18 protein-coding genes, 4 tRNA genes and 1 riboswitch are annotated in these 20,689 nt (G+C 61.0%); of the genes, 8 read left to right on the forward strand and 14 right to left on the reverse strand.

Features of this window, described 5'->3' with window-relative positions; genetic code table 11:
* The first annotated feature begins 34 nt into the window (after nucleotides 1-34).
* Together ACZ9W6_RS14935 and ACZ9W6_RS14940 are read left to right on the forward strand one after the other, a co-directional pair.
* Nucleotides 35-694 carry an amino acid ABC transporter permease gene (locus tag ACZ9W6_RS14935; RefSeq protein ID WP_465191962.1) on the forward strand — a complete coding sequence of 220 codons (660 nt, stop codon included), beginning with the start codon at nucleotides 35-37 and terminating at the stop codon, nucleotides 692-694.
* A 15-nt stretch (nucleotides 695-709) separates the two neighbouring features.
* Nucleotides 710-2,200, forward strand: coding sequence for a protein adenylyltransferase SelO (locus ACZ9W6_RS14940; RefSeq protein WP_465191963.1), 1,491 nt, complete (start codon nucleotides 710-712; stop codon nucleotides 2,198-2,200).
* On the opposite strand, the gene ACZ9W6_RS14945 is transcribed toward ACZ9W6_RS14940, so the two are convergent.
* Nucleotides 2,176-2,676, reverse strand: coding sequence for an N-acetyltransferase family protein (locus tag ACZ9W6_RS14945; protein ID WP_465191964.1), 501 nt, complete (start codon nucleotides 2,674-2,676; stop codon nucleotides 2,176-2,178). The two genes, ACZ9W6_RS14940 and ACZ9W6_RS14945, sit on opposite strands and share 25 nt — an antisense overlap.
* An 84-nt stretch (nucleotides 2,677-2,760) precedes the next feature.
* Between ACZ9W6_RS14945 and ACZ9W6_RS14950 the strand changes: the two genes are divergently transcribed.
* Entirely contained in the window at nucleotides 2,761-3,690 is a 930-nt protein-coding gene (locus tag ACZ9W6_RS14950; protein WP_465191965.1) for a 2-hydroxyacid dehydrogenase, read from the forward strand.
* Nucleotides 3,691-3,699: 9 nt separating this feature from the next.
* Here the strand turns inward: ACZ9W6_RS14950 and ACZ9W6_RS14955 are convergent, their stop codons facing one another.
* From ACZ9W6_RS14955 to ACZ9W6_RS14970, 4 genes are all read right to left on the reverse strand, one after another.
* Nucleotides 3,700-4,788, reverse strand: a complete 1,089-nt coding sequence (locus ACZ9W6_RS14955; protein WP_465191966.1) for an HD-GYP domain-containing protein — start codon at nucleotides 4,786-4,788, stop codon at nucleotides 3,700-3,702.
* Nucleotides 4,789-4,790: 2 nt separating this feature from the next.
* Entirely contained in the window at nucleotides 4,791-8,882 is a 4,092-nt protein-coding gene (locus ACZ9W6_RS14960; protein WP_465191967.1) for a response regulator, read from the reverse strand.
* An 88-nt stretch (nucleotides 8,883-8,970) separates the two neighbouring features.
* Nucleotides 8,971-9,405, reverse strand: a complete 435-nt coding sequence (locus ACZ9W6_RS14965; protein ID WP_465191968.1) for a COG4315 family predicted lipoprotein — start codon at nucleotides 9,403-9,405, stop codon at nucleotides 8,971-8,973.
* A gap of 64 nt (nucleotides 9,406-9,469) precedes the next feature.
* Entirely contained in the window at nucleotides 9,470-9,991 is a 522-nt protein-coding gene (locus tag ACZ9W6_RS14970; RefSeq protein ID WP_465191969.1) for a cupin domain-containing protein, read from the reverse strand.
* 103 nt (nucleotides 9,992-10,094) lie between these two features.
* Nucleotides 10,095-10,274, forward strand: a riboswitch (Lysine riboswitch).
* A gap of 93 nt (nucleotides 10,275-10,367) precedes the next feature.
* Between ACZ9W6_RS14970 and dapA the strand changes: the two genes are divergently transcribed.
* The gene (gene dapA, locus ACZ9W6_RS14975; protein ID WP_465191971.1) at nucleotides 10,368-11,237 is read left to right on the forward strand and encodes a 4-hydroxy-tetrahydrodipicolinate synthase; all 870 of its coding nucleotides are present in this window, start codon (nucleotides 10,368-10,370) and stop codon (nucleotides 11,235-11,237) included.
* Nucleotides 11,238-11,297: 60 nt separating this feature from the next.
* On the opposite strand, the gene ACZ9W6_RS14980 is transcribed toward dapA, so the two are convergent.
* Entirely contained in the window at nucleotides 11,298-11,738 is a 441-nt protein-coding gene (locus tag ACZ9W6_RS14980; RefSeq protein WP_465191972.1) for a multidrug/biocide efflux PACE transporter, read from the reverse strand.
* A 79-nt stretch (nucleotides 11,739-11,817) separates the two neighbouring features.
* Between ACZ9W6_RS14980 and ACZ9W6_RS14985 the strand changes: the two genes are divergently transcribed.
* Together ACZ9W6_RS14985 and ACZ9W6_RS14990 are read left to right on the forward strand one after the other, a co-directional pair.
* Nucleotides 11,818-12,705: a LysR family transcriptional regulator gene (locus tag ACZ9W6_RS14985; RefSeq protein WP_465191973.1), complete on the forward strand. Its 888-nt coding sequence runs from the start codon at nucleotides 11,818-11,820 to the stop codon at nucleotides 12,703-12,705.
* Between the two features lie 59 nt (nucleotides 12,706-12,764).
* On the forward strand, nucleotides 12,765-13,553 hold the full coding sequence (locus tag ACZ9W6_RS14990) for a DODA-type extradiol aromatic ring-opening family dioxygenase (protein ID WP_465191975.1): 789 nt from the start codon (nucleotides 12,765-12,767) through the stop codon (nucleotides 13,551-13,553).
* Nucleotides 13,554-13,619: 66 nt separating this feature from the next.
* On the opposite strand, the gene cysN is transcribed toward ACZ9W6_RS14990, so the two are convergent.
* The 8 genes from cysN to murJ form a co-directional block, all read right to left on the reverse strand.
* On the reverse strand, nucleotides 13,620-15,053 hold the full coding sequence (gene cysN, locus ACZ9W6_RS14995) for a sulfate adenylyltransferase subunit CysN (protein ID WP_465191976.1): 1,434 nt from the start codon (nucleotides 15,051-15,053) through the stop codon (nucleotides 13,620-13,622).
* A 75-nt stretch (nucleotides 15,054-15,128) separates the two neighbouring features.
* A complete protein-coding gene (gene cysD, locus ACZ9W6_RS15000; protein ID WP_465191977.1) occupies nucleotides 15,129-16,055 on the reverse strand; it encodes a sulfate adenylyltransferase subunit CysD in 927 nt (308 codons plus the stop codon).
* Nucleotides 16,056-16,261: 206 nt separating this feature from the next.
* Nucleotides 16,262-16,336, reverse strand: a tRNA-Glu gene (locus tag ACZ9W6_RS15005).
* 12 nt (nucleotides 16,337-16,348) lie between these two features.
* Nucleotides 16,349-16,425, reverse strand: a tRNA-Arg gene (locus ACZ9W6_RS15010).
* 2 nt (nucleotides 16,426-16,427) lie between these two features.
* Nucleotides 16,428-16,502 (reverse strand) — tRNA-Glu (locus tag ACZ9W6_RS15015).
* Between the two features lie 9 nt (nucleotides 16,503-16,511).
* A tRNA-Arg gene (locus tag ACZ9W6_RS15020) sits at nucleotides 16,512-16,588 on the reverse strand.
* A 110-nt stretch (nucleotides 16,589-16,698) separates the two neighbouring features.
* Complete coding sequence (gene queF, locus ACZ9W6_RS15025; RefSeq protein WP_465191978.1) at nucleotides 16,699-17,538, reverse strand: NADPH-dependent 7-cyano-7-deazaguanine reductase QueF; 840 nt, start codon at nucleotides 17,536-17,538, stop codon at nucleotides 16,699-16,701.
* 66 nt (nucleotides 17,539-17,604) lie between these two features.
* On the reverse strand, nucleotides 17,605-19,149 hold the full coding sequence (gene murJ / locus ACZ9W6_RS15030; RefSeq protein WP_465191979.1) for a murein biosynthesis integral membrane protein MurJ: 1,545 nt from the start codon (nucleotides 19,147-19,149) through the stop codon (nucleotides 17,605-17,607).
* A gap of 129 nt (nucleotides 19,150-19,278) precedes the next feature.
* Between murJ and rpsT the strand changes: the two genes are divergently transcribed.
* Nucleotides 19,279-19,545: a 30S ribosomal protein S20 gene (gene rpsT / locus ACZ9W6_RS15035; RefSeq protein ID WP_465191980.1), complete on the forward strand. Its 267-nt coding sequence runs from the start codon at nucleotides 19,279-19,281 to the stop codon at nucleotides 19,543-19,545.
* A gap of 77 nt (nucleotides 19,546-19,622) precedes the next feature.
* Nucleotides 19,623-20,687, forward strand: a complete 1,065-nt coding sequence (locus tag ACZ9W6_RS15040) for a phospholipase A (RefSeq protein WP_465191981.1) — start codon at nucleotides 19,623-19,625, stop codon at nucleotides 20,685-20,687.
* The last annotated feature ends 2 nt before the right edge of the window (nucleotides 20,688-20,689 follow it).

Consider the following 20,689-nt stretch of genomic DNA (forward strand, 5'->3'; position numbering starts at 1 on the left):
GTGTGCGGGGGCGTTTGTATTTTGGAGGGCAAGTATGGAATGGTTGACGCTGGTGCAGGAAGCGCTGCCGGTCTTGTTGAAAGGTGCCGGCCTGACGGTGTTTTTTGCCGTGGTTTCCATGGTGCTGGGTTTGCTGCTGGGCTTTACCGTAGCGCTGGTGCGGATTGCACGCGTACCGGTGCTGTCGCAGCTGGCGGCTTTCTACGTCAGTGCCATGCGCGGTACGCCGCTGCTGGTGCAGATCTTCGTCATCTACTACGGCCTGCCTTCGGTCGGCATTGAATTCGAGCCGATTACCGCCGGTATTCTGGCGCTGACGCTGAATGTGGCGGCCTATCTGTCCGAAAGCCTGCGCGGCGCGATCAACGGCATCGACAAAGGGCAGTGGGATGCCGCGCAGTCGCTGGGCCTGAGCTGGTGGCAGAGCATGCGCTATATCATCGCGCCGCAAGCGGTGCGACTGGCGGTGCCCAGCCTCGCCAACAGCCTGATCTCCTTGATCAAGGACACCTCGCTGGTGTCGGTGATTACCGTATCCGAGCTGATGATGGCCACCAAGGACATGATTGCGCAGACCTTCCAGCCCTTGCCGCTCTACCTGATGGCCGCGGCGGTGTATTGGGTGCTCAGCGCCATTTTCGAGCAGGTACAGCGCAAGGTCGAACAACGCCTGTCGCGCGCCTATCAACGTTAAAGCGAGAGCCTCGCCATGACCCGCCCCTTCCGTTTTGACAACAGCTACGCCCGCGAGCTGCCCGGCAGTTTCGTGCCCGGCACGCCTGATATTCCGTCTGCTCCGACTCTGTTGTACTGGAATGCACCACTGGCAGCCGAGCTAGGCTTTGCGGCCAACCTTGCCGCGGGCGAGGTTGAGGCGGCGCAGTTGGCCGCATGGTTTGGCGGGGCGGAAACCATTCCGGGTGCCGAGCCGATTGCCCAAGCCTACGCCGGTCACCAGTTTGGCGGCTACTCGCCGCAGCTCGGTGATGGCCGTCAGCTCTTGCTGGGCGAAGTCATCGACACCCAAGGCCGACGTCGTGATATCGCGCTGAAAGGCAGCGGCCGCACGCCGTTTTCGCGCCGTGGTGACGGCAAGGCCGCGGTCGGGCCGATGCTGCGCGAGCTGATCATCGGCGAAGCGCTGACGGCTCTGGGTATTCCTGCCACGCGCGCGCTGGCGGTGGTCGCCACCGGCGACAAGGTCTATCGCGAACGCAGCTTGCCCGGCGCGGTGCTGACCCGCATCGCCGCCAGCCACATCCGCGTCGGCACTTTCGAATACTTTGCCAACAACCGCGATCCGGCACGCTTGCAGGCGCTGGCCGATTACACCATCGCCCGTCACTATCCGGCGTGTCAGGCAGCGGCCAACCCTTATCTGGCCTTGCTGGAGGCCGTCTGCGCCGCGCAGGCGAGCTTGCTGGCGCACTGGATGCACGCCGGCTTCATTCATGGCGTGATGAACACCGACAATATGGCGCTATCGGGCGAATCCATCGACTTCGGCCCCTGTGCCTTCATGGATGGCTACGACCCGGACACCGTGTTCAGCTCGATCGACCGCGATGGCCGCTATGCCTACAGCAATCAGCCGTGGATTGCGCAATGGAATCTCGCGCGTTTCGGCGAAGCGCTGCTGCCGCTGATTGCGCCCGATGACTTGGCCAGCGGCGTGGCACCAGCCACCGCCATCATCGAAAACTTCGCCGTGCAATATCGTGCCGAATGGCTGGCGCTGGCACGGCAGAAACTGGGCTTTTTGACCGCGCAGGATGGCGACCAGCAGCTGGCACACGACTGGCTGGACTTGCTGTACCAGCAGGATGCCGACCACACCCTAGCCTGGCGTTATCTGGCCGATGTGCTGGATTGCGATGGCGCGCGCTTGTTTGCGCTGTTTAATCAGCCGGCGGCAGCCGAGGCCTGGCTGGCGCGCTGGCAGCAAAGGTTGGCCGCCGAGGCCCGCCCGGTTGGCGATGTCGCGGCCGCCATGCGCGCGCTGAATCCGCTGTATATCGCGCGCAATCATCTGGTGGAAGAAGCCTTGAGCGCCGCCAGCGAACACGGCGATATGCGGCCAACCCTGGATTTGCTGGCCGTGCTGGCGCAGCCGTTTGCCGAACAGGCCGGGCGCGAACGCTACAGCCTGCCCGGCGCGCCGGAAGTGGTCGCCGGCTATCGCACCTTCTGCGGTACCTGATCACAGGCAAAATCCTGCAATTCTTCGCCGTTGATGCGGTAGTAAATCTTGTCGGTCAGCGGCTTGGCGCCGATCTTGTCGTAAAAGGCCACCGCGGGCGGGTTGCTGTGTTCGGCACTCCAGTCCAGCCGCTGACAGTCACGGCTTAGCGCATAAGCCGCCACCGCCTGCATCACTTGCCGTCCCAGCCCGAGGCCGCGGGCGGCGTCGCCGACAAACAGATCCTTCATATAAGCCTGGCCGCCCAGACGCGGCGCGGGGTAGAGGATGCTGACCGTGGCAAAGGCCAGTGGCGCACCGACCGCATCGATAGCCACAAAGCACTGCACGCCGCTATGCGCCGGCAACACCTGTTCGCGCAGATAGTGTTCTACTTCGGCTTGCGTGGGTGCCTCGGCAAAGTAATAGCGGTACATCTCGTGAAAGATGGGCGCCAGCAAGGCGCTGTCGGCGGCTGTGGCGTGGTGGATGTGCATGTTATGCTCCTTGGCTCGAGGCAGGCATGATAGCCGCCTGCCACGCTTGCTGACAGTGTTATCCCACCTCGCCGAGTGACACGCATGATCCTGATCCATACCCCCAATCCGAAAGAAGTTGCGGCTTATCTGGCGCTGTTCCGTGCTGCCTTGCCCGAGAGGCAGTTTGTCAATCTGGACGAGATGAGCGACGCGAGTGCCATCCGGCAAGTCATCACCTGGGGGCCGCCGGCCGGGCTGTTTGCCGACTTGCCGAATCTTGCGGCGGTGTTCGCCCTCGGTGCCGGTGTCGACAAGCTCTTGGCGCGTGACGACCTGCCGGCCAGCGTGCCGGTTTACCGCCTGCTGGATGGCGGCATGGCGCAGCAGATGGTCGAGTATGTGCGCTTTGGTGTGTTGAGCTACCAGCGACATATGGATGTTTACCGTCGCCAGCAGCAGGCCGGGCAGTGGCGCATGCTGGCACCGCGCTTGGCCGCCGAGGTGCGCGTCGGCGTGCTGGGGCTGGGTGAGATCGGCAGCGCGGTCGCACAGGCGCTGGCGGCCGATGGTTATACCGTCAGCGGCTGGAGCCGTAGCCCGCGCGAGTTGGCCGGCATCCGCTGTCTGCACGGTGCCGATGGTCTAGCTGCCTTGCTGGCCAACAGCGATGTGCTGGCCTGCGTGCTGCCTTCGACGCCCGAGACGCGGGGGCTGCTGGATGCGAAAAGACTGGCCACGCTGCCGCAGGGCGCGATGCTGATCAATGCCGGCCGTGGCGATCTGCTGGACGAACAGGCCTTGCTGCAATTGCTGGATGATGGCCATCTGCGCTGCGCCCAGCTGGATGTGTTTGCCAGCGAGCCCTTGCCGGCCGACAGCCGGCTGTGGACGCATCCGGCGGTAACGGTGACGCCGCATATCGCCGCGATTACCTTGCGGCAGGAGGCGGTGGCGCAGATTGCGGCCAACCTGCAACGTCTGGCGGCCGGCGAGGAGTTGCAAGGCGGGGTCGTGCGCCAGCGCGGTTACTAAGGTTGGATGTCAGCCGTGTTCGTGATCGGCAAACTCGGCGGCGATGCGCGCAAAGTCCTGACTGATGGCGATAAAGGCATCGGTCAGTACAGGATCGAAATGGCTGCCACGGCCTTCGCGTATCAGCCGCACCGCCTCTTCGTGACTGAAGGCCGGTTTGTAGACACGCTTGCTGATCAGCGCGTCATAGACATCAGCTATTGCCATCAGGCGCGCTGATAGCGGAATTTCCTCGCCGCGCAAGCCCTGCGGGTAGCCGCTGCCATCCCATTTTTCCTGATGCGAATAGGCGATCTCGCGCGCCAGCCGCAAAAAGTCGTCACTGTCTGCCAGCAGCGATTCTGCCCGTTCGATTGCCTCTTTGCCCAGCGTGGTGTGGGTTTTCATGATGGCGAATTCTTCGTCAGTCAGCTTGCCGGGCTTGAGCAGGATATGGTCGGGAATACCGACCTTGCCGATATCGTGCAGTGGTGCCGATTTGTACAGCAGCTCGATCAGCGGGTCAGGCAGTTGTGCGCGATAGCGCGGGTCGTGCTGCAGGGCGAGTGCCAAGGCTTTGACATAGCGCTGGGTGCGCAGGATGTGGTTGCCGGTTTCGTTGTCGCGGGTCTCGGCCAGCGAGGCCATCGCCATGATGGTGACGTCCTGGATACGCTGGACTTCGCGGGTGCGGCGCTGTACTTCCTGTTCGAGAAAGGCATTCTGGTCGCGCAGGAAGTCACGCGCCTGCTTCATCTGCAACTGGGTTTCGACACGCGCCTGCAAGATCGGCGGGCTGATCGGCTTGGTGATGTAGTCGGCCGCACCCAGATCAAAACCGCGCTTTTCGTCGGCCACTTCCGACAAGGCGGTGAGGAAGATCACCGGAATGTCGCGGCTGGCCGCATCGGCCTTCAGTCGCTGGCAGACGGTATAGCCATCCATCTGCGGCATCATCACGTCCAGCAAGATCAGGTCGGGCAGCGGCCCTTGCTGCATGAGCTGCAGCGCCTGAGCGCCGCTGGTGGCGACCCTGACCTTGTAGCGCTCTTTCAGCAGGGCGCTGACGAGGCGCAGGTTTTCCGGTGTGTCATCGACGGCGAGTATGGTGGCTGGCATGTTCAACCCTCGGTCTGACTGGCGATGGCCAGGGCGGCAGCAAAATCAAATTGCTGGATGGCCTGGGCAAAGGCCGGATAGCGATCTGCGCCAAGCGCCAGCTGCAGCTCGCTTTCATGTTCGAGCAGATAGTCGACGGCTTCGCCGTCCTGTTCGGCAAGATAGGCGCGCAGTCTGTCGAGGCAAGCCTGCGCACCGGCAAGATCACTCGTGCTGGCTGCAGCGCTTGCGGCCAAGGGCGGCAGTGCGCGGATAGCCTGACACAGGCTGGCAAGTTGCTGTGCCAGCCGGCCGAGTTGTGGCTGATCTGGCAGCGTATCGGGCAGCTGTTTTTCCATTTCGCCGGCAAGGCGGGCCAGTTCGGCGGCACCAAGGTTGGCCGCAACGCCCTTGAGCTGGTGCAGCAGCTCATGCGCGGCCTGCTGGTCTGCCGTGCTCAGGCTGGCCTGCAGCCTGTCTGCGGCATCGGCAAAGTGGCTGGCAAATTGCTGCAGTACATTCAGATACAGCGCGGGCTTGTGGTTGAGCCGTGCGAGGCCGGCGGCGACATCTACGCCGGGCAGCGGCGGGAAGTCGGTGATGCTGGCCGGCATGATCGGAATGACTTTGGCCGGGGCCGGCCTGCCATGCCAGTCGGCCAGCGTGCGCAGCAGGGCTTCCGGGTCTATCGGTTTGCTGAGGTGGCCATTCATGCCGGCGGCCAGCACGCGCTGTTGTTCTTCCTGCAGCGCATGTGCGGTCATCGCAATGATGGGCAGCTCGCGAAAGCGCAGCTGGCTGCGCAGGATGCGAGTGGCCTCCAGACCGTCCATCACCGGCATCTGCACATCCATCAGCACCATGTCAAAGCGGCCATCCGGCGAATCCTGCAGCAGGTCGACAGCGATGCGGCCGTGGCCGGCGACAGTGACACTGGCACCGGCGTCCTGCAGCAACTCGGTGGCGATCTGCTGGTTGATCTCGTGGTCCTCCACCAGCAGCACCTGCATGCCGGCCAGCAGGTCGGGCGCCAGCAGCTCGGGCGGATGGCGGGCATCCAGCTTGTGGCCGCCGTACAGCTCGGCAAGGCAGTCGACCAGTGTCGACTGGGTCAGCGGCTTGGCCAGAATGGCAGCAAGGGCTTGGCCGGCACCGCAGGCCGGCAGGGTGTCGTCATTGCCTTGCGGCTGCAGCAGCACGATCTGCGGTGGCTCGGGCAGCTGTTGCAGCCGGCTTATCAATGCGTCGCCACTGAGGCCGGGCATCTGCCAGTCGAGCAGCAAGAGCTGTCGCGGTTCGTGTTGCAGGCTTTGCAGTGCTTCTTCGCCACTGGCCACGCTGTCGGCCGGTACGCCCGCCAGCTGCAGCATCTCGCACAGCGTCTGGCGGGTGGCGGCATGATCATCCACCACCAGCGCCCGCACCTCGGCCAGCGCCAGCGGCCTTGCCGTCTCGGCGGATTCATCCAGCGGCAGGCTGAGGCTGAAAGAAAACACCGAGCCCAGCCCCGGCACGCTGTCGACGCCGATGTCGCCGCCCATGGTCTCGACGATGCGTTTGCTGATAGTCAGGCCAAGGCCGGTGCCGCCAAAACGGCGGGTGGTCGAGCCATCTGCCTGGGTAAAGGGCTGGAACAGCCGGGCGCGCTGCTCGGCCGTCATGCCTATGCCCGAGTCTTTCACTGCAAAATGCAGGGTGGCGTGGCCTTCCTGCTGTTCGCTGCAGCTGATGACAATATCGACATGGCCCTGTTCGGTGAATTTCACCGCATTATTGACGAGGTTGATTAGCACCTGCCCGAGACGCAACGGGTCGCCGATAAAGTGGCGCGGCACGTTGGCCGCCACCTGGATCAGATACTCCAGCCCCTTGCCGTGGGCACGCGCGGCCGTGACATTGGCCACCTTGCCCAGTACCTCGTCCAGCGCGAAGCGGGTGTGTTCAAGCTCGAGCTTGCCGGCCTCGACCTTGGAGAAATCGAGGATGTCGTTGATGATGCCCAGCAGCGAGCTTGCGGCACCGTGCACCTTGTCGATGTAATCGCGCTGGCGCACGTCTAGTCGGGTGCGCAGCGCCAGATAGGACAGGCCGATGATGGCATTCATCGGCGTGCGGATTTCGTGGCTCATATTGGCGAGAAACTCGCTCTTGGCGCGGGTGGCCGCCTCGGCGCGTTCCTTGGCCAGCCGCAGCTCTTCTTCGGCCAGATTACGGCTTTCGTTGACCAGCACGATCCACCAGGTGGCCAGGGAGGCCAGCAGCGCCAGACCGAAGAACAGGCGCAGCAGATAATCACGGAAGTGCGCCGCCATTTCCGGGGTAAAACTGCCCAGCGCCAGCGGTTGTGTCATCCACAAGATGGTGCCGATCAGCCCCAGCATCAGCAGCCAGATCAGGCCAAAATTGGCCACCCGCAACACGGTGCGCGGCTGCAGCTCGCGCCGCCACAAAGCGGCCAGTAGGCGGCCAACCATGTCGTGATAGTGGTCGAGCAAGGTCTTGACCCTGGGCTTGCACATATCCTTGCAGTTGGCCTCGAGTGTGCAGCATAGCGAGCAGATCGGCGCCTCGTGGAACGGGCAGTAGGCCGAGTCGGTTTCGGCGTAGTGGCGATCGCAGACGCCACACAAGACGGTCTCATCCGAGCGCTGGCGATAATGACTCTGGCGGGCGATGTAGTAGCGGCCCTTGGTCAGCCAGGCAATTACCGGCGGTAGCACAAAGCTGACCGCCGCGGCGATCAGCCAGGCATAGGCCTGGGCGTAGTCACCCAGCAGGCCGCTGAAGGCGATAGTCGAGACGATCACCGCAATCAGCACGCTGCCGACGCCCACCGGGTTGAAGTTGAACAGATGGGCGCGCTTGAATTCGACAATTGGCGGGCTGAGGCCCAGCGGCTTGTTGATGGCGAGGTCGGACACCACGGCACAGGTCCAGGCCACCGCGATATTCGAATACATGCCCAGCACATTATTGATGGCGGCAAACAGGTCCAGCTCCATCAACAGCAGGGCCACCGCGCTATTGAACACCAGCCATACCACGCGGCCGGGGTGTGAATGGGTGATGCGCGAGAAGAAGTTCGACCACGCCAGCGAGCCGGCATAGGCATTGGTCACGTTCACCTTCATCTCGGACACGATGACGAACAGCGTGCTGACCAGCAGCGCGGTGGACGGGTTTTCCAGCATATAGCCAAAAGCGTGGTTGAAGATCTGCACCGGCTCCTTGGCGTCGGTGGCGGCGATGCCGGCGACTACCGCAACGGCGGCCAACATTGCGCCGCCCAGTTGTTTGAGAAAGGCGATCAGTATCCAGCCCGGCCCGCCCAGCAGCATATTGAACCACCAGTTCAGCGGCTTGCTGTCCTGCTTGTCCGGCATGAAACGCAGATAGTCGACCTGCTCGCCGATCTGAGCAATCAGTGAAAACGAGATGCCGGCGGCAATGCCGAAATGAAACCAGTCAAACTGGTTGCTGTGGTTGGCCGCACCGGCAAAGCCGGTCATGCTGGGCAGCACATCGGGGGCCTTGACCAGCACAAAGGCGAACGGCACCACCATCAGGATCAGCCAGATCGCCTGGGTGGCCTTGTGAAAACGGTTGATGGCGGTAACGCCGTAAAACACGATGGGGATGACCACCAGTGCACAGATCAGATAGCCCAGCCAGAGCGGGATGTCCCAGCACAGCCGCAAGGCCTGCGCCATGATGGCGGATTCGAAGGCAAGAAAGATGAAGCAGAACGAGGCGTAGATCAGCGAGGTAAATGTGGAGCCGACATAGCCGAAACCGGCGGCGCGGGTCAGCAAGTCCATGTCGATATTGTAGCGGGCGGCATAGTGGCAGATCGGCAGGCCGACCAGCAGGATGATGATGGCCGAAAACACCAGCGCGGCGATGGCATTGCCAAAGCCGAAATCCAGCAGCAGCAGGGCACCGATGGCCTCGTAAGACAGGGCCGAGTTGGTGCCTATCATGGTGTTGCCCAGTACATTGGGCGTCCACTTGCGGAAACTGGCCGGGGAGTAACGCAGGGCGTAATCTTCGATCGACTCGTTGGCTACCCACTGGTTGTATTGCCGGCGGACTTTTTCGACTTCCGATCTGGACATGGGGCCTCCGCCTCAGTCGGCACTGCAGGGTGGACAAGAGACTGTGGCGACCGCCATTCGTGTGCGGCCGCCAGTGCGGGATGAGGCTTCAGGGCGTGATGATGTGCCAGACCTTGCCGACATTGTCGCCCAGCTTGTCGCCGGGCTTTTTGTCGGCAAACCAGAAATACAGCGGCCAACCTTTGTAGGCCCACTGGCGCGTGCCATCGCTGCGGCTGACCAGGCTGTAGTCACCCATCGCCATGGCATGGCCATCGGCCAGTAGCGGCGGCCATTTCACCGCACAGTCGCCATAACAGCTGCTGGCCCCGCTGCCACGGCTATCCTTGTCAAAGCTGTAGAGCGTCATGCCGTTGGCCGCCACCAGCATGCCATCCTTGAACATGGCCGGCATCGCATGCTGGGCAGCCATCTTGCCGTGGGTTTCCATCTGGCCATGTTCGGCCATCCGGTCGTGATGATACAGATGGCCACAGGCAGTCAGCAGTGGCAGCGCAAGCAAGGCAAGCATCAAGCGAGACATGATCAGATCCTCCAGAGCGGGATGTAATCAATCTAGACCATGGCCATGTCTTGTGCGTAGCCAATCAGGCGGGCTTGTCGGCGGACTGGCGCAAGGCGTCAGGCAAGCCGTCGTGCGGGCCAAGTTCGCGGGTGGGCACATCACGCCACAGCAGCTCGCCGATTTCGGCATTGCGTGCCGGATGCAAGGGGTACACCACCTGATTGTCGGCGCGCTTGTGCTCGCCAACCACCAAGAGGCGCACATCGCTGCTGCTGTTATTGATGAAGGTGTGGGCCAGGCCGCTGCCGGGGGCGAAGCCGACACCGTCGCCCGGCTGCAGGCGATGCAGTTCGCCATCCAGCCAGACGTCGGGTGTGCCTTCGATCACGTAGACGAACTCCTCTTCAGTCTTCTCGGCATGCGGCCATGAGGTGCGCCGCCCCGGTGGCAGCAATTCGTGATGGATGCCGATGCGGCTCAGGCCGAACAGACGGCCGAAGGGCGAGCCGATCGACAGTTTTTCGCTGCTGCCAGGGTAGCTCGCGTTGTCTTCATCCTGGCATTCCTGCCAGTGGCGGATACAGTCCGGGCGTGGTGTTGTCATATCAGGCGATCTCCTTGTTATTGAATAGCCCGGCTGCGGCAATATTCTGCCGATGCCGGGCTGGCGGTTGACAGAATGCCGCTGCAAGCGCCAAACTCGCAAGCTGGATTGGAGAGGCGCGCTGCTCAGGTCGTACCGTTTAGGGGTTTTCGCCCCGGCAAGGCGGTATTAGGGGAGGCAGCGCCGAAGCCGGGCAGGGCGAAAAACCTGCCACGGCTGGTTACAGGGGCTGAATCCCCTGGACTGTCATCAGGCGCCAGCCTGATGGAGTGCTCTGGCAAACATCCCGCCTGCCCGCGTGGCAGGGCTTGCCTTTTTGTCGCACTTTTTTACCTCTCTTGGCCTGTTTCATCTACGACCGGACTGGAGAATCCTTATGCATACCTTGAACAACATTACCCTGTGGACGGCCATCGTCACCCCGCTGGATGCGCGCGGCCAACTTGATCTTGCCAGCCTGCGTGGCTTGCTGCTGGAACAACAAGCTGCCGGCAATGGCGTGATCCTGCTCGGCTCGACCGGCGAAGGCAGCAATCTGACGCTGGACGAGCGCAAGGCGGTGCTGACTTATGCCTGCTCGCTGCAACTCGACATGCCGCTGCTGGCTGGTGTCGGCGGGCTGGAGCTGGCAAGTCAGCTCGAGTGGCTGGCTTTCTGTGAAACCCTGCCCTTGGCCGGCTATCTGCTGGTGACCCCGATTTACGCCAAGCCGGGTGCCCATGGCCAGGCCGGCTGGTTCCGCGCCTTGCTCGATGCAACCCAGCGTCCGTGCATGCTGTACAACATCCCGTCGCGTGCCGGTGTGCCGCTGTCGGCCGAGGCGCTCGAGCTGCTGCGCGGTCATGGCAGCTTCTGGGCGGTGAAGGATTCGGGTGGCGATGTCGCCGCCTTCTCGCGCCTGCGCCTGCGCTTCCCGGAAATCGCCTGGTATTCGGGTGATGATGTGTTCTTTGGCGAATTCGCCCCGCATGGTGCTGCCGGTCTCGTGTCGGTAGCCAGCAATGTCTGGCCGCTGCAAGTGGCCAACTGGGTGCGCGAAGGCCTGGCAGGTGAAGGCGAGCGCATCGGCCCGCTGCTGCGCGAAGTCGCCGAGCCGCTGTTCAGTGCGGCCAACCCTATCCCGGCCAAGGCCTTGCTGCAGCAGCAGGGTCGTATCGTGTCGGGCGAGGTACGCCTGCCGCTGAGCACGCAGGATCTGCCATCGCTGGCCCCGCTTTTGGCGGTGGATGCGTGGATGCGAGCCTGAGTGGTGACGTCTTTCTGACGCAAAAAGGCCGGCAGTGATGCCGGCTTTTTTGCGTCCTGATCAGGCTGTCTGTTTCGCGGCCGGGTGCCAGCGCAGGCGCGCATGGTCGTAGCACCAGTTGAAGGCATAGGTATACGGCAGGAAGAACAGCAGCACGCCGATATCGACGAGGAAGGCCTGCCACAGGCTGATATCCAGCCACCATGCTACCGCCGGGATGCACAGGAAGACGAGGCCGCCTTCAAACAGGATGGCGTGCAGGCTGCGGATGGCGATGGTGCGCTGCCACTGATAGCGGCGTTCCAGCCGTTCGAACAGTGCGTTGAACAGCATATTCCAGCTCATGGCGATGCTGGACAGCATCAACGCCAGCACGCCAAGCTGGGCTGGCTCGTGGCCCAGCAGCCAGTGGCCCAGCGGCACCAGCATCAGCATGGCGCAGACTTCGTACAGCACGGCGTGGAGGATGCGTTCGCCCAGGGTTTTGTCGGTGGTGTTCATGGCAGTCCTTTGCTTGAATGCACGCAGTTTGATAGGAATTTCCGCTAGTATCCAGTTGGCTGTTAACGGAAAAATCGATATGTCTTTCTCCATAGATGCCTTGCAGGCCTTCATCTTGGCCGCCGAACGTGGTTCGTTTTCGGCAGCGGCGCGAGGGCTGGGCAAGAGCCAGTCCACCATCAGCGAGAGCATTGCCAATCTCGAAATCGACGCCGGTGTGACCTTGTTCTTGCGCGAGGGGCGGCAGCTGCAGCTGACAGCGCAAGGTGCCAGCCTGTTGCAGCAGGCGCGGGCGGTGCTGGCCGGTCATGACCAGCTGGTGCAGAGCGCGCAAAGGTTGGCCGCAGGCTGCGAGCCACGGCTGACGCTGGTGTTGTCCGATACCTTTCATACCGGCGATTTGCAGCAGGTGTTGTCGGCTTTTGCCAGCGAGTTTCCCGATACCGAACTTGAGTGCCTGATCGGCGAGCAGGATGACGTGCTGGCGATGCTGCAAAGTGGCCGCGCGCAGCTGGGGCTGATGTCGGCTGCCGCCAGTTATCCGGCTGATGTGGCGGTGCAGGCCTTGTCGTTGTACAGCGAGTTGTCGCTGTACGTGGCGGCCAACCATCCGCTGGCCGGTATGGCCGCGCTGCGCGAGCCGGATTTGCAGCAGTGGCGGCAGTTACGGCTGGCCACGGTCAATGCCGGCAGCACGCCGACGGTGCAAGGTGCCGGCAGTTTCTGGCTGGCACCGAGTTATCTCTTGCTGCTGGAGATGGCTAAATACGGTTTTGGCTGGGCCGAATTGCCGCATTGGCTGGTGGCAGTGTATGGCGAGGGCCTGGTGCGGCTGTCTTTGCCGGCGTGGCCAAGGCGGCAGGGCATTGTGGCGGTGAGCTCGCGTCGCCATCCACCTGGCAAGGTGGCCAGCTGGCTGTTGGCCGCACTGGCCGATTTGCCGGCCGCCCCTTGCAATCCTGCCTGAGCATCACATATTGATATATATCCCGATAAATTGACGAGGCGGCCACCGGCCGGTAGCGCATGACGCTTGCTCCTGTTTTCATTTCCCATGGTGGCCCCGATGTGCTGATCAACCAGTCGCCGGCACGGCATGTCTGGCATGACTACGCGGCCAGGCTCGAGCGGCCGCGCGGCATTCTGATCATGTCGGCCCACCATCTGGCCACCATGCCGGTCATCGGTAATAGCCAGCGCTGGAAGGCGGTGCACGATTTTGGCGGCTTCCCGCGCGAGCTGTATCAACTGGGCTATACGCCGCAAGGCAGCCAGGCGCTGGCCACGCGAGCCGCGGCCTTGTTGCAGGCGGCGGGCATAGACTTTGCCCTTGGAGACAGCGACGGGCTGGATCACGGTGCCTGGGTGCCGCTACTGGCGATGTATCCGGATGCCGATATCCCGGTGGTGACGCTGGCAACCTTGCCAAGGCAGGATGCCGCCGCGCATTTTCGTCTTGGCCAGGCATTGGCCACGTTGGCCGACGAAGGTGTGCTGATCATCGGTTCGGGCAGCATCACCCACAATCTGTACGCGCTGGGCGGGCCGGAGATGCCGCCGCAGCCGTGGGCACAGGCATTCGCTGACTGGTTTGCCTTGCGGTTGCAGCAGGGTGATCAGGCGGCCTTGCTCGACTGGAAGCAGCAAGCACCGTTTGCGCGTGAGAATCATCCGACTGACGAGCATCTGTTGCCGCTGTTTTTTGCGCTGGGCGCCGCGGCCGGCAAAGTTGGCCGCAGTCTGCATCGCGGCATCGAATATGCGGCGATTACCATGGATGCGTGGGTGTTTGATGGGGCCGCAAAAGCGGACTGATTGAGGCGTTAAACGACAAGGGCCGGGTGGCAATGCCACCCGGCCCTTGTCGTTAATGCGGCCAACTTACAGCAGTTTGCTGATGTCCTTGGCTTCCCAGTTCGGGAAGTACTTGCGTACCAGCGTATTCAGTTCCAGCTCGAAAGCACGCAGACGCGCCAGATCATTGTGGTTCTGGCTGGCCTGGTCAAATGTTGCTTCGCGCTGAATCATGCCGGCGGCGGAAGTGGCGTTGGACAGGCGGTCGATCACGATCAGGCTGCCGGTGGCGCGGCAGTCCTTGTAGCTGTCGAACACGACCGGAGCATTGAAGGCAATGCGTACCAGACCGATTTCGTTCAGCTGCAGCTTTTCGGCTTCGAAGGCATCCAGCGTGTTGACGTCGATACGATGCACGATGCGCTCGACGCGACCGGTCAGGCTCTTGCCGGCCAGCTTGAAGCCGTATTCCTTGCCGACAACCAGCGGGTTTTCATCCATCCACACCAGATGGGCATCGACGGCCTGACTGACGGTCGGGCGCTCTTCATCGGCGCGCACGATCATGTCGCCACGCGAGATGTCGATTTCGTCAGTCAGGGTCAGCGTCACGGCCTGACCGCTGGCAGCCTGCGCCAGTTCACCTTCGTAAACCACGATGGATTTGACCGTGCTTTCCTTGCCGGACGGCAGCGCCACGATGCGATCGCCCGGGCGGATATGGCCGGAGGCGATGGTGCCGCAGAAGCCGCGGAAGTCCAGGTTCGGGCGGTTCACATACTGTACCGGCAGGCGGAAGGCGTTCTGGCGGTCGTCGTGGTCGATCTCGACGCTGTCGAGAATGCCCATCAGCGTCTGGCCGTCGTACCAGGGGGTCTGCTCGCTGCGGCTCACCACATTGTCGCCGCGCAGTGCCGAGATCGGCACGAAGCGGATGTCGGCAATGCCGAGGTTGGCCGCAAAGGCGGTGTATTCGTCGCGGATGCGGTTGAACACGGCCTGATCGAAGTTCAGCAGATCCATCTTGTTGATGGCAACCACCACATGCTTGATGCCCAGGAGGCTCACGATATAGCTGTGGCGGCGGGTCTGGGTCTGCACGCCGTAACGCGCGTCGATCAGGATCACCGCCAGATTACAGGTCGAGGCACCGGTCGCCATATTGCGTGTGTACTGCTCGTGGCCCGGGCAGTCGGCAATGATGAATTTGCGGTTGTCGGTGCTGAAGTAGCGATAAGCGACATCAATGGTGATGCCCTGTTCGCGCTCGGCCTGCAGGCCATCGACCAGCAGCGCCAGATCGATTTCTTCGTCGGTGGTGTTGTACTTTTTCGAATCGCGCTGGATTGCAGCCAGCTGGTCTTCAAAGATCAGCTTGGAGTCATGCAGCAGACGGCCGATCAGGGTCGACTTGCCGTCGTCCACATTACCGCAGGTAATGAAGCGCAGCAGATCCTTGTTCTCGTGCTGCTTCAGATAGGCCAGGATGTCGCTGGCGATCAGGTCGGATTGGTGTGCCATAAGCGTGTGCCTTGCATCGTAAAGGTTGGCCGCATGCGGCCAACCCTGAACATTCGTTGACTGAAAAAACGGGGCTTAGAAGTAGCCTTCCATCTTTTTCTTCTCCATCGAGCCGGCCGAGTCGTGGTCGATCACGCGGCCCTGGCGTTCGGAGGTCTTGGTCAGCAGCATTTCCTGGATCACGTCGGCGAGACTGTCCGCCTCGGACTCGACCGCGCCGGTCAGCGGATAACAGCCCAGGGTGCGGAAACGCACTTTCTTGTGCTGGATCCTGGCTTTCTCTTCTTCGCTCAGGTACTGCAGGATGCGCTCGTCGTCGATCATGATCAGCGTGCCATCACGCTCGATCACCGGACGCTCGGCGGCAAAGTACAGCGGCACGATCTCGATGTTTTCGAGGAAGATGTATTGCCAGATGTCCAGCTCGGTCCAGTTCGACAGCGGGAACACGCGGATCGATTCGCCCTTGTTGATCTTGGCGTTGTAGATGTTCCACAGTTCCGGACGCTGGCTTTTCGGATCCCAGCGGTGGTTCTTGTCGCGGAAGGAGTACACACGCTCCTTGGCGCGCGATTTTTCCTCGTCACGACGCGCACCGCCAAAGGCCGCATCAAACTTGTACTTGTTCAGCGCCTGTTTCAGGCCTTCGGTCTTCATCACGTCGGTGTGCTTGGCGCTACCGGCGGTGAAAGGGTTGATGCCGGCGTCTACGCCTTCCTGATTGGTATGCACGATCAGGTCCCAGCCGTATTCGCTGGCCTGTTTGTCGCGCAGCGCAATCATTTCCTTGAATTTCCAGGTGGTGTCGACATGCATCAGCGGAAACGGTGGCTTGCCGGGCGCGAAGGCCTTTTCGGCCAGACGCAGCATCACGGCGGAATCCTTGCCGATGGAGTAGAGCATCACCGGATTTTCGAATTCGGCAGCGACTTCGCGGATGATATGAATGGACTCGGCTTCAAGTTGCTTGAGGTGAGTCAGCCTCTCCTGACTGATATTCATGCGGGTGCTCAATTCTGTGGCAGTTCATCTGCGGCAGTTTGCTGCTGCCGTGGGTTTCGAGAACTGCACTGTACCGGAGCGTGTCAGGGCAAGAAAGATTGTTTTTATATATCAATATGCGCTAATAAGCGCAAAAAGTCTGATATGCAGGAATAAGCAGGCGCGAGACGAAAAAAAACACCACGATGGTGGTGTTTTTCAGAATCTGGCGTCCCCACGGGGAATCGAACCCCGGCCGCCGCCGTGAAAGGGCAGTGTTCTAACCGCTAAACTATAGGGACGTAAATTGTAAGTGGCGCACCCGGAGCGATTCGAACGCCCGACCCTTTGGTTCGTAGCCAAATACTCTATCCAACTGAGCTACGGGTGCGCTGGCGTCCCCACGGGGAATCGAACCCCGGCCGCCGCCGTGAAAGGGCAGTGTTCTAACCGCTAAACTATAGGGACGTTAAATTGTGGCGCACCCGGAGCGATTCGAACGCCCGACCCTTTGGTTCGTAGCCAAATACTCTATCCAACTGAGCTACGGGTGCGCTGTTCTCGTTTGACTGTCGTCTTGCGAGAGAGGCGAACTATACGCATGTGCCTTTTGGCTGTCAACGGCTTTGTGCAATTATTTTCAGGATGCCGTTAATCTGTCGTTTTACTGTCGCGCGGTACGCACATTGGCCGGCATGGCAGCATCGGCTGCATTGCTGCGCCACGGATTGATATCGAGGCCGCCGCGGCGGGTGTAACGTGCATACACGGTCAGGCTTTGCGGCTGGCAGGCGCGCAGGATGTCGACAAAGATGCGCTCGACGCACTGCTCGTGGAATTCATTGTGTTGACGGAAGCCGATCAGGTAACGCAGCAGGGCTTCGCGCTCGATCTTCGGGCCGGTATAGCGGATCTGCACGCTGCCCCAGTCCGGCTGGCCAGTCACTAGGCAGTTGGATTTCAGCAGCTGCGAGCTGAGTGTTTCACTCACGACGTTGGCCGCATCGGCATGCAATAGCTGCGGGCACGGTTCGTAGTTGTCGATTTCGATATCCAGCTCGTCGATGCTGTCACCGTCCAGTTCGCGAATCTGTTCGGCGGCAAAGTGGGCGGGCGACAGCAGTTCGACGCTGACCGGCGCGCCGGCAGCATTGGACAGATCCAGTTGCAGCTGGGCCTGTACCTGCTCCCAGCTCGCAATGCGGGTCTGGTTATAGCTGTTCAGATACAGCTTGAACGATTTGGACTCGATCAGTTTCGGGCTGTCAGCCGGAATGCGGAAGGTGGCAATGGCGACTTGCGGTTTGCCCTTGCTGTTGAGCCAAGACAGCTCGAAGCCGGTCCACAGATCGACGCCGGCAAACGGCAGGGCGGCTTCGTCGACGCCGATTTCGTCACGCTTTTGCTGACGGGCAATCGGAAACAGCAGGCTGGGGTCGTAGTGATCCTGATAGTCGACCTTTTTGCCCAGTGGTGAAAACTCGGGTGTGTAAGTCGGATTCATGGTGTATTCCTCGTTGCGGCCAACCTTGTCATGCGGCCTTGTTCATATCGTATCGGGTGCCCAGTCTCATACGGCGCGGCGCATGAAATGGCGCGGGCGGATGCCGGTCAGCAGCAGGGAAGCAAAATAACTGCCGGCACCCAGCACAATCAGCAGGCTCAGCCACAGTGCGCGCTGCAGGCCATGCATCGCATGCCAATCAAGTTGCAGCAGATATTGTGCGCCCAGCAGCACCGCTGTCATCACCAGCAAGGCCAGCAGCAGTTTGGCGAGGAAGCCGCGCCAGCCGGCTTCCGGCGTGTAGATATCGTGTTTGCGCAATTGATAGTAGAGCAGGCCGGCATTCAGGCAAGAGCCCAGGCCAATCGAAAGCGACAGGCCGGCATGGGCAAGCGGGCCGATAAAGGCCAGGTTCATCAGCTGGGTGGCAATCAGCGTGATGATGGCAATCTTCACCGGCGTCTTGATGTTCTGCAGCGCATAAAAACCGGGGGCGAGGATTTTCACCACAATCAGCCCGGTCAGGCCGGCGCAGTATGCGACCAGTGCTTGCTGGGTCATCAACATGTCGTGGTGGTTAAACTTGCCATCCATGAACAGGGTGGTAATCAGCGGGGCTGACAGTACGGCAAGTCCGACGGCTGAGGGCAGTGCCAGCAACAGTGACAGGCGCAGGCCCCAGTCCAGCAGCTTGTTGAACTCGTCACGTGCTTCCAGGCCGCGACTCGCGCATTTGGATAAGGACGGCAGCAGGATGGTGCCGAGTGCTACGCCGAGGACGCCGGTCGGCAGCTCCATCAGGCGGTCGGCGTAATACATCCACGAGATCGAGCCGGAAACCAGCAGCGATGCAAAGGCGGTATTGATCAGCAGCGAGATTTGCGCCACCGAGACGCCGAGCATGGCCGGCCCCATCTGTTTGATGACTCGCCAGACGGCGGCATCGCGCAGATTCAGCCGCGGCATTGGCAGCATGTCGAGCTTTTTCAGATGCGGCAGCTGGTAAACCAACTGGGCAATCCCGCCAAAAAACACCGCCCACGCCAGCGCCATCACCGGTTGTGCGAAATAAGGTGTGGCAAATAGCGCAAACAGGATGAAAGAGATGTTAAGCAATGTTGGCGTGAAAGCCGGTACCGAGAAGCGGTTCCAGGTGTTCAGCACACTGCCGGCGAGCGAGGAAAGCGAAATGAACAATATATAGGGAAAGGTCACGCGCAAGAGATCGCCGGTCAGGGCCATCTTGGCGGCATCGCTCTTGAAACCGGGAGCAGTCAGCCAGATGATCAGCGGTGCGGCCAACATGCCCAGCGCCGTAACAACCAGCAATACCAGGCTTAGTGTGCCGGCAATGTGCGACAGAAAGACGCGGGTGGCTTCCTCGCCTTTCTTCTCTTTGTACTCGGCCAGTACCGGGACGAAGGCCTGCGAGAAGGCACCTTCGGCAAAGATACGGCGCAGCAGGTTGGGCAGTTTGAACGCAACAAAGAAAGCATCGGTCGCCATGCCGGCACCGAAAACGCGCGCAATGATGGCATCGCGGACAAAGCCGAGGACGCGAGAAACAAGCGTCATGCTGCTGACTTTTGCCAGTACTTTTAGTAAATTCATGTTTTGGCCGGTGGCGTGTTGCGATTTTTTGACGTGCCGTAGTTTACGCGCAGGGAATTGTTGTTGCAAAACGTGATCTTAGCGCTTAAAATCGGCCGTTTCAGATTCAGCTAAATTCAGGAGATTTCCATGGCTAACAGCGCACAAGCTCGCAAGCGTGCACGCCAGGCCCTCAAGCAGCGCGCGCACAACGCCAGCCTGCGTACTGCCTTCCGTACCGCGATCAAGAAAGTTGTCAAGGCGGTAGAAGCTGGTGACAAGGCTGCTGCTAACACCGTATTCCAGACTTCCGTTAAAGTGATTGACCGTATTGCTGACAAGGGCGTGTTCCACAAGAACAAGGCCGCTCGTCACAAGAGCCGTCTGTCCGCCAAAGTCAAGGCAATGGCTGCCTGATTGCTGTATTGGCAAGAATACAAAAAGGCTCCGCTTAGCGGGGCCTTTTGTATTTTTAGCGTTGTGAAAGGATAAACATGTCACGAGCACTATCGGCATTATTGTTGTTGTCACCAGCGGTACTGGCGGCCAGCCAGCAAGATATCGATAGTTGTAGCGCACTGCAGGACAATCCGGCGCGTCTTGCCTGCTTCGATGCTCTGTTTGCCAAAGTGCAGCCCGAAGCTTTGGCCGCCGGGCAAATGGCCGTGCCGGCAGACACTTCGGCCTCCTTGCCTGACTTGCAGCAAACGAAGCCTGATTTGCCGGACGAGGCGACTGTCGGCGCGACACCGCTCGAGCGGCAATGGGATTTGCTCGAAGACAACAAGACGGGCACCTTTACCCTCAGATCGCATAACCCGACCTATATCTTGCCGGTCTGGTATCTGCTGACCCCCAATAATCGTCCGTCCACGCCGACGCAAGAGCCGATCAGCTTGTTCGGGGCGACGCTCAAGAACGTCGAGACAAAGTACCAGATTTCTTTCAAGAGCAAGCTGTGGCAGAACGTACTGGAGACGCCGGCTGATTTGTGGTTTGGTTATACCCAGCAATCGCACTGGCAGATGTACAACAAGGGGCAGTCATCGCCATTTCGCGAAACTTATTACGAGCCGGAGGTCTTGCTGACCATGCCGCTGCCGGCCGACTGGCAATGGCAGGGCTGGCGTTTGCGCATGGCTGGGCTTGGTATCAATCATCAATCCAATGGCCAGCCGGACCCGCTGTCACGTAGCTGGAATCGCCTTTATGCCATGGCGGGTGTCGAAAAAGGCAACCTGAGTCTTGTCGGTCGCTGGTGGTATCGCCTGCCGGAAAAGGCCGGCGAGGATGATAACCCCGACATTGTGGACTTCATGGGGCGTGGCGATCTGCAGGCCATCTATCGCTGGCAGGATCACACGCTGGGTGGTCGCATGCGTTTCAATCCATCAACCGGCAAAGGTGCAGTGCAACTGGATTGGACCTTCCCGGTGGCCGGTCGTCTGCGCGGCTATGTGCAGGGTTTTAGTGGTTATGGCGAGAGCTTGCTCGACTATAACCACTATTCGCGTGGCGTCGGCTTCGGTCTGATGCTGACCGACTGGCTGGCGAATTAAAC

This window comes from Vogesella lacus (assembly GCF_979366295.1).

What these genes read in the sequence shown, in the direction of transcription:
- ACZ9W6_RS14935 (WP_465191962.1), top strand. Translation starts at nt 35, where the DNA reads ATGGAATGGTTGACGCTGGTGCAGGAAGCGCTGCCGGTCTTGTTGAAA.
- ACZ9W6_RS14940 (WP_465191963.1), top strand. Translation starts at nt 710, where the DNA reads ATGACCCGCCCCTTCCGTTTTGACAACAGCTACGCCCGCGAGCTGCCC.
- ACZ9W6_RS14945 (WP_465191964.1), bottom strand. Translation starts at nt 2,676, where the DNA reads ATGCACATCCACCACGCCACAGCCGCCGACAGCGCCTTGCTGGCGCCC.
- ACZ9W6_RS14950 (WP_465191965.1), top strand. Translation starts at nt 2,761, where the DNA reads ATGATCCTGATCCATACCCCCAATCCGAAAGAAGTTGCGGCTTATCTG.
- ACZ9W6_RS14955 (WP_465191966.1), bottom strand. Translation starts at nt 4,788, where the DNA reads ATGCCAGCCACCATACTCGCCGTCGATGACACACCGGAAAACCTGCGC.
- ACZ9W6_RS14960 (WP_465191967.1), bottom strand. Translation starts at nt 8,882, where the DNA reads ATGTCCAGATCGGAAGTCGAAAAAGTCCGCCGGCAATACAACCAGTGG.
- ACZ9W6_RS14965 (WP_465191968.1), bottom strand. Translation starts at nt 9,405, where the DNA reads ATGTCTCGCTTGATGCTTGCCTTGCTTGCGCTGCCACTGCTGACTGCC.
- ACZ9W6_RS14970 (WP_465191969.1), bottom strand. Translation starts at nt 9,991, where the DNA reads ATGACAACACCACGCCCGGACTGTATCCGCCACTGGCAGGAATGCCAG.
- dapA (WP_465191971.1), top strand. Translation starts at nt 10,368, where the DNA reads ATGCATACCTTGAACAACATTACCCTGTGGACGGCCATCGTCACCCCG.
- ACZ9W6_RS14980 (WP_465191972.1), bottom strand. Translation starts at nt 11,738, where the DNA reads ATGAACACCACCGACAAAACCCTGGGCGAACGCATCCTCCACGCCGTG.
- ACZ9W6_RS14985 (WP_465191973.1), top strand. Translation starts at nt 11,818, where the DNA reads ATGTCTTTCTCCATAGATGCCTTGCAGGCCTTCATCTTGGCCGCCGAA.
- ACZ9W6_RS14990 (WP_465191975.1), top strand. Translation starts at nt 12,765, where the DNA reads ATGACGCTTGCTCCTGTTTTCATTTCCCATGGTGGCCCCGATGTGCTG.
- cysN (WP_465191976.1), bottom strand. Translation starts at nt 15,053, where the DNA reads ATGGCACACCAATCCGACCTGATCGCCAGCGACATCCTGGCCTATCTG.
- cysD (WP_465191977.1), bottom strand. Translation starts at nt 16,055, where the DNA reads ATGAATATCAGTCAGGAGAGGCTGACTCACCTCAAGCAACTTGAAGCC.
- queF (WP_465191978.1), bottom strand. Translation starts at nt 17,538, where the DNA reads ATGAATCCGACTTACACACCCGAGTTTTCACCACTGGGCAAAAAGGTC.
- murJ (WP_465191979.1), bottom strand. Translation starts at nt 19,149, where the DNA reads ATGAATTTACTAAAAGTACTGGCAAAAGTCAGCAGCATGACGCTTGTT.
- rpsT (WP_465191980.1), top strand. Translation starts at nt 19,279, where the DNA reads ATGGCTAACAGCGCACAAGCTCGCAAGCGTGCACGCCAGGCCCTCAAG.
- ACZ9W6_RS15040 (WP_465191981.1), top strand. Translation starts at nt 19,623, where the DNA reads ATGTCACGAGCACTATCGGCATTATTGTTGTTGTCACCAGCGGTACTG.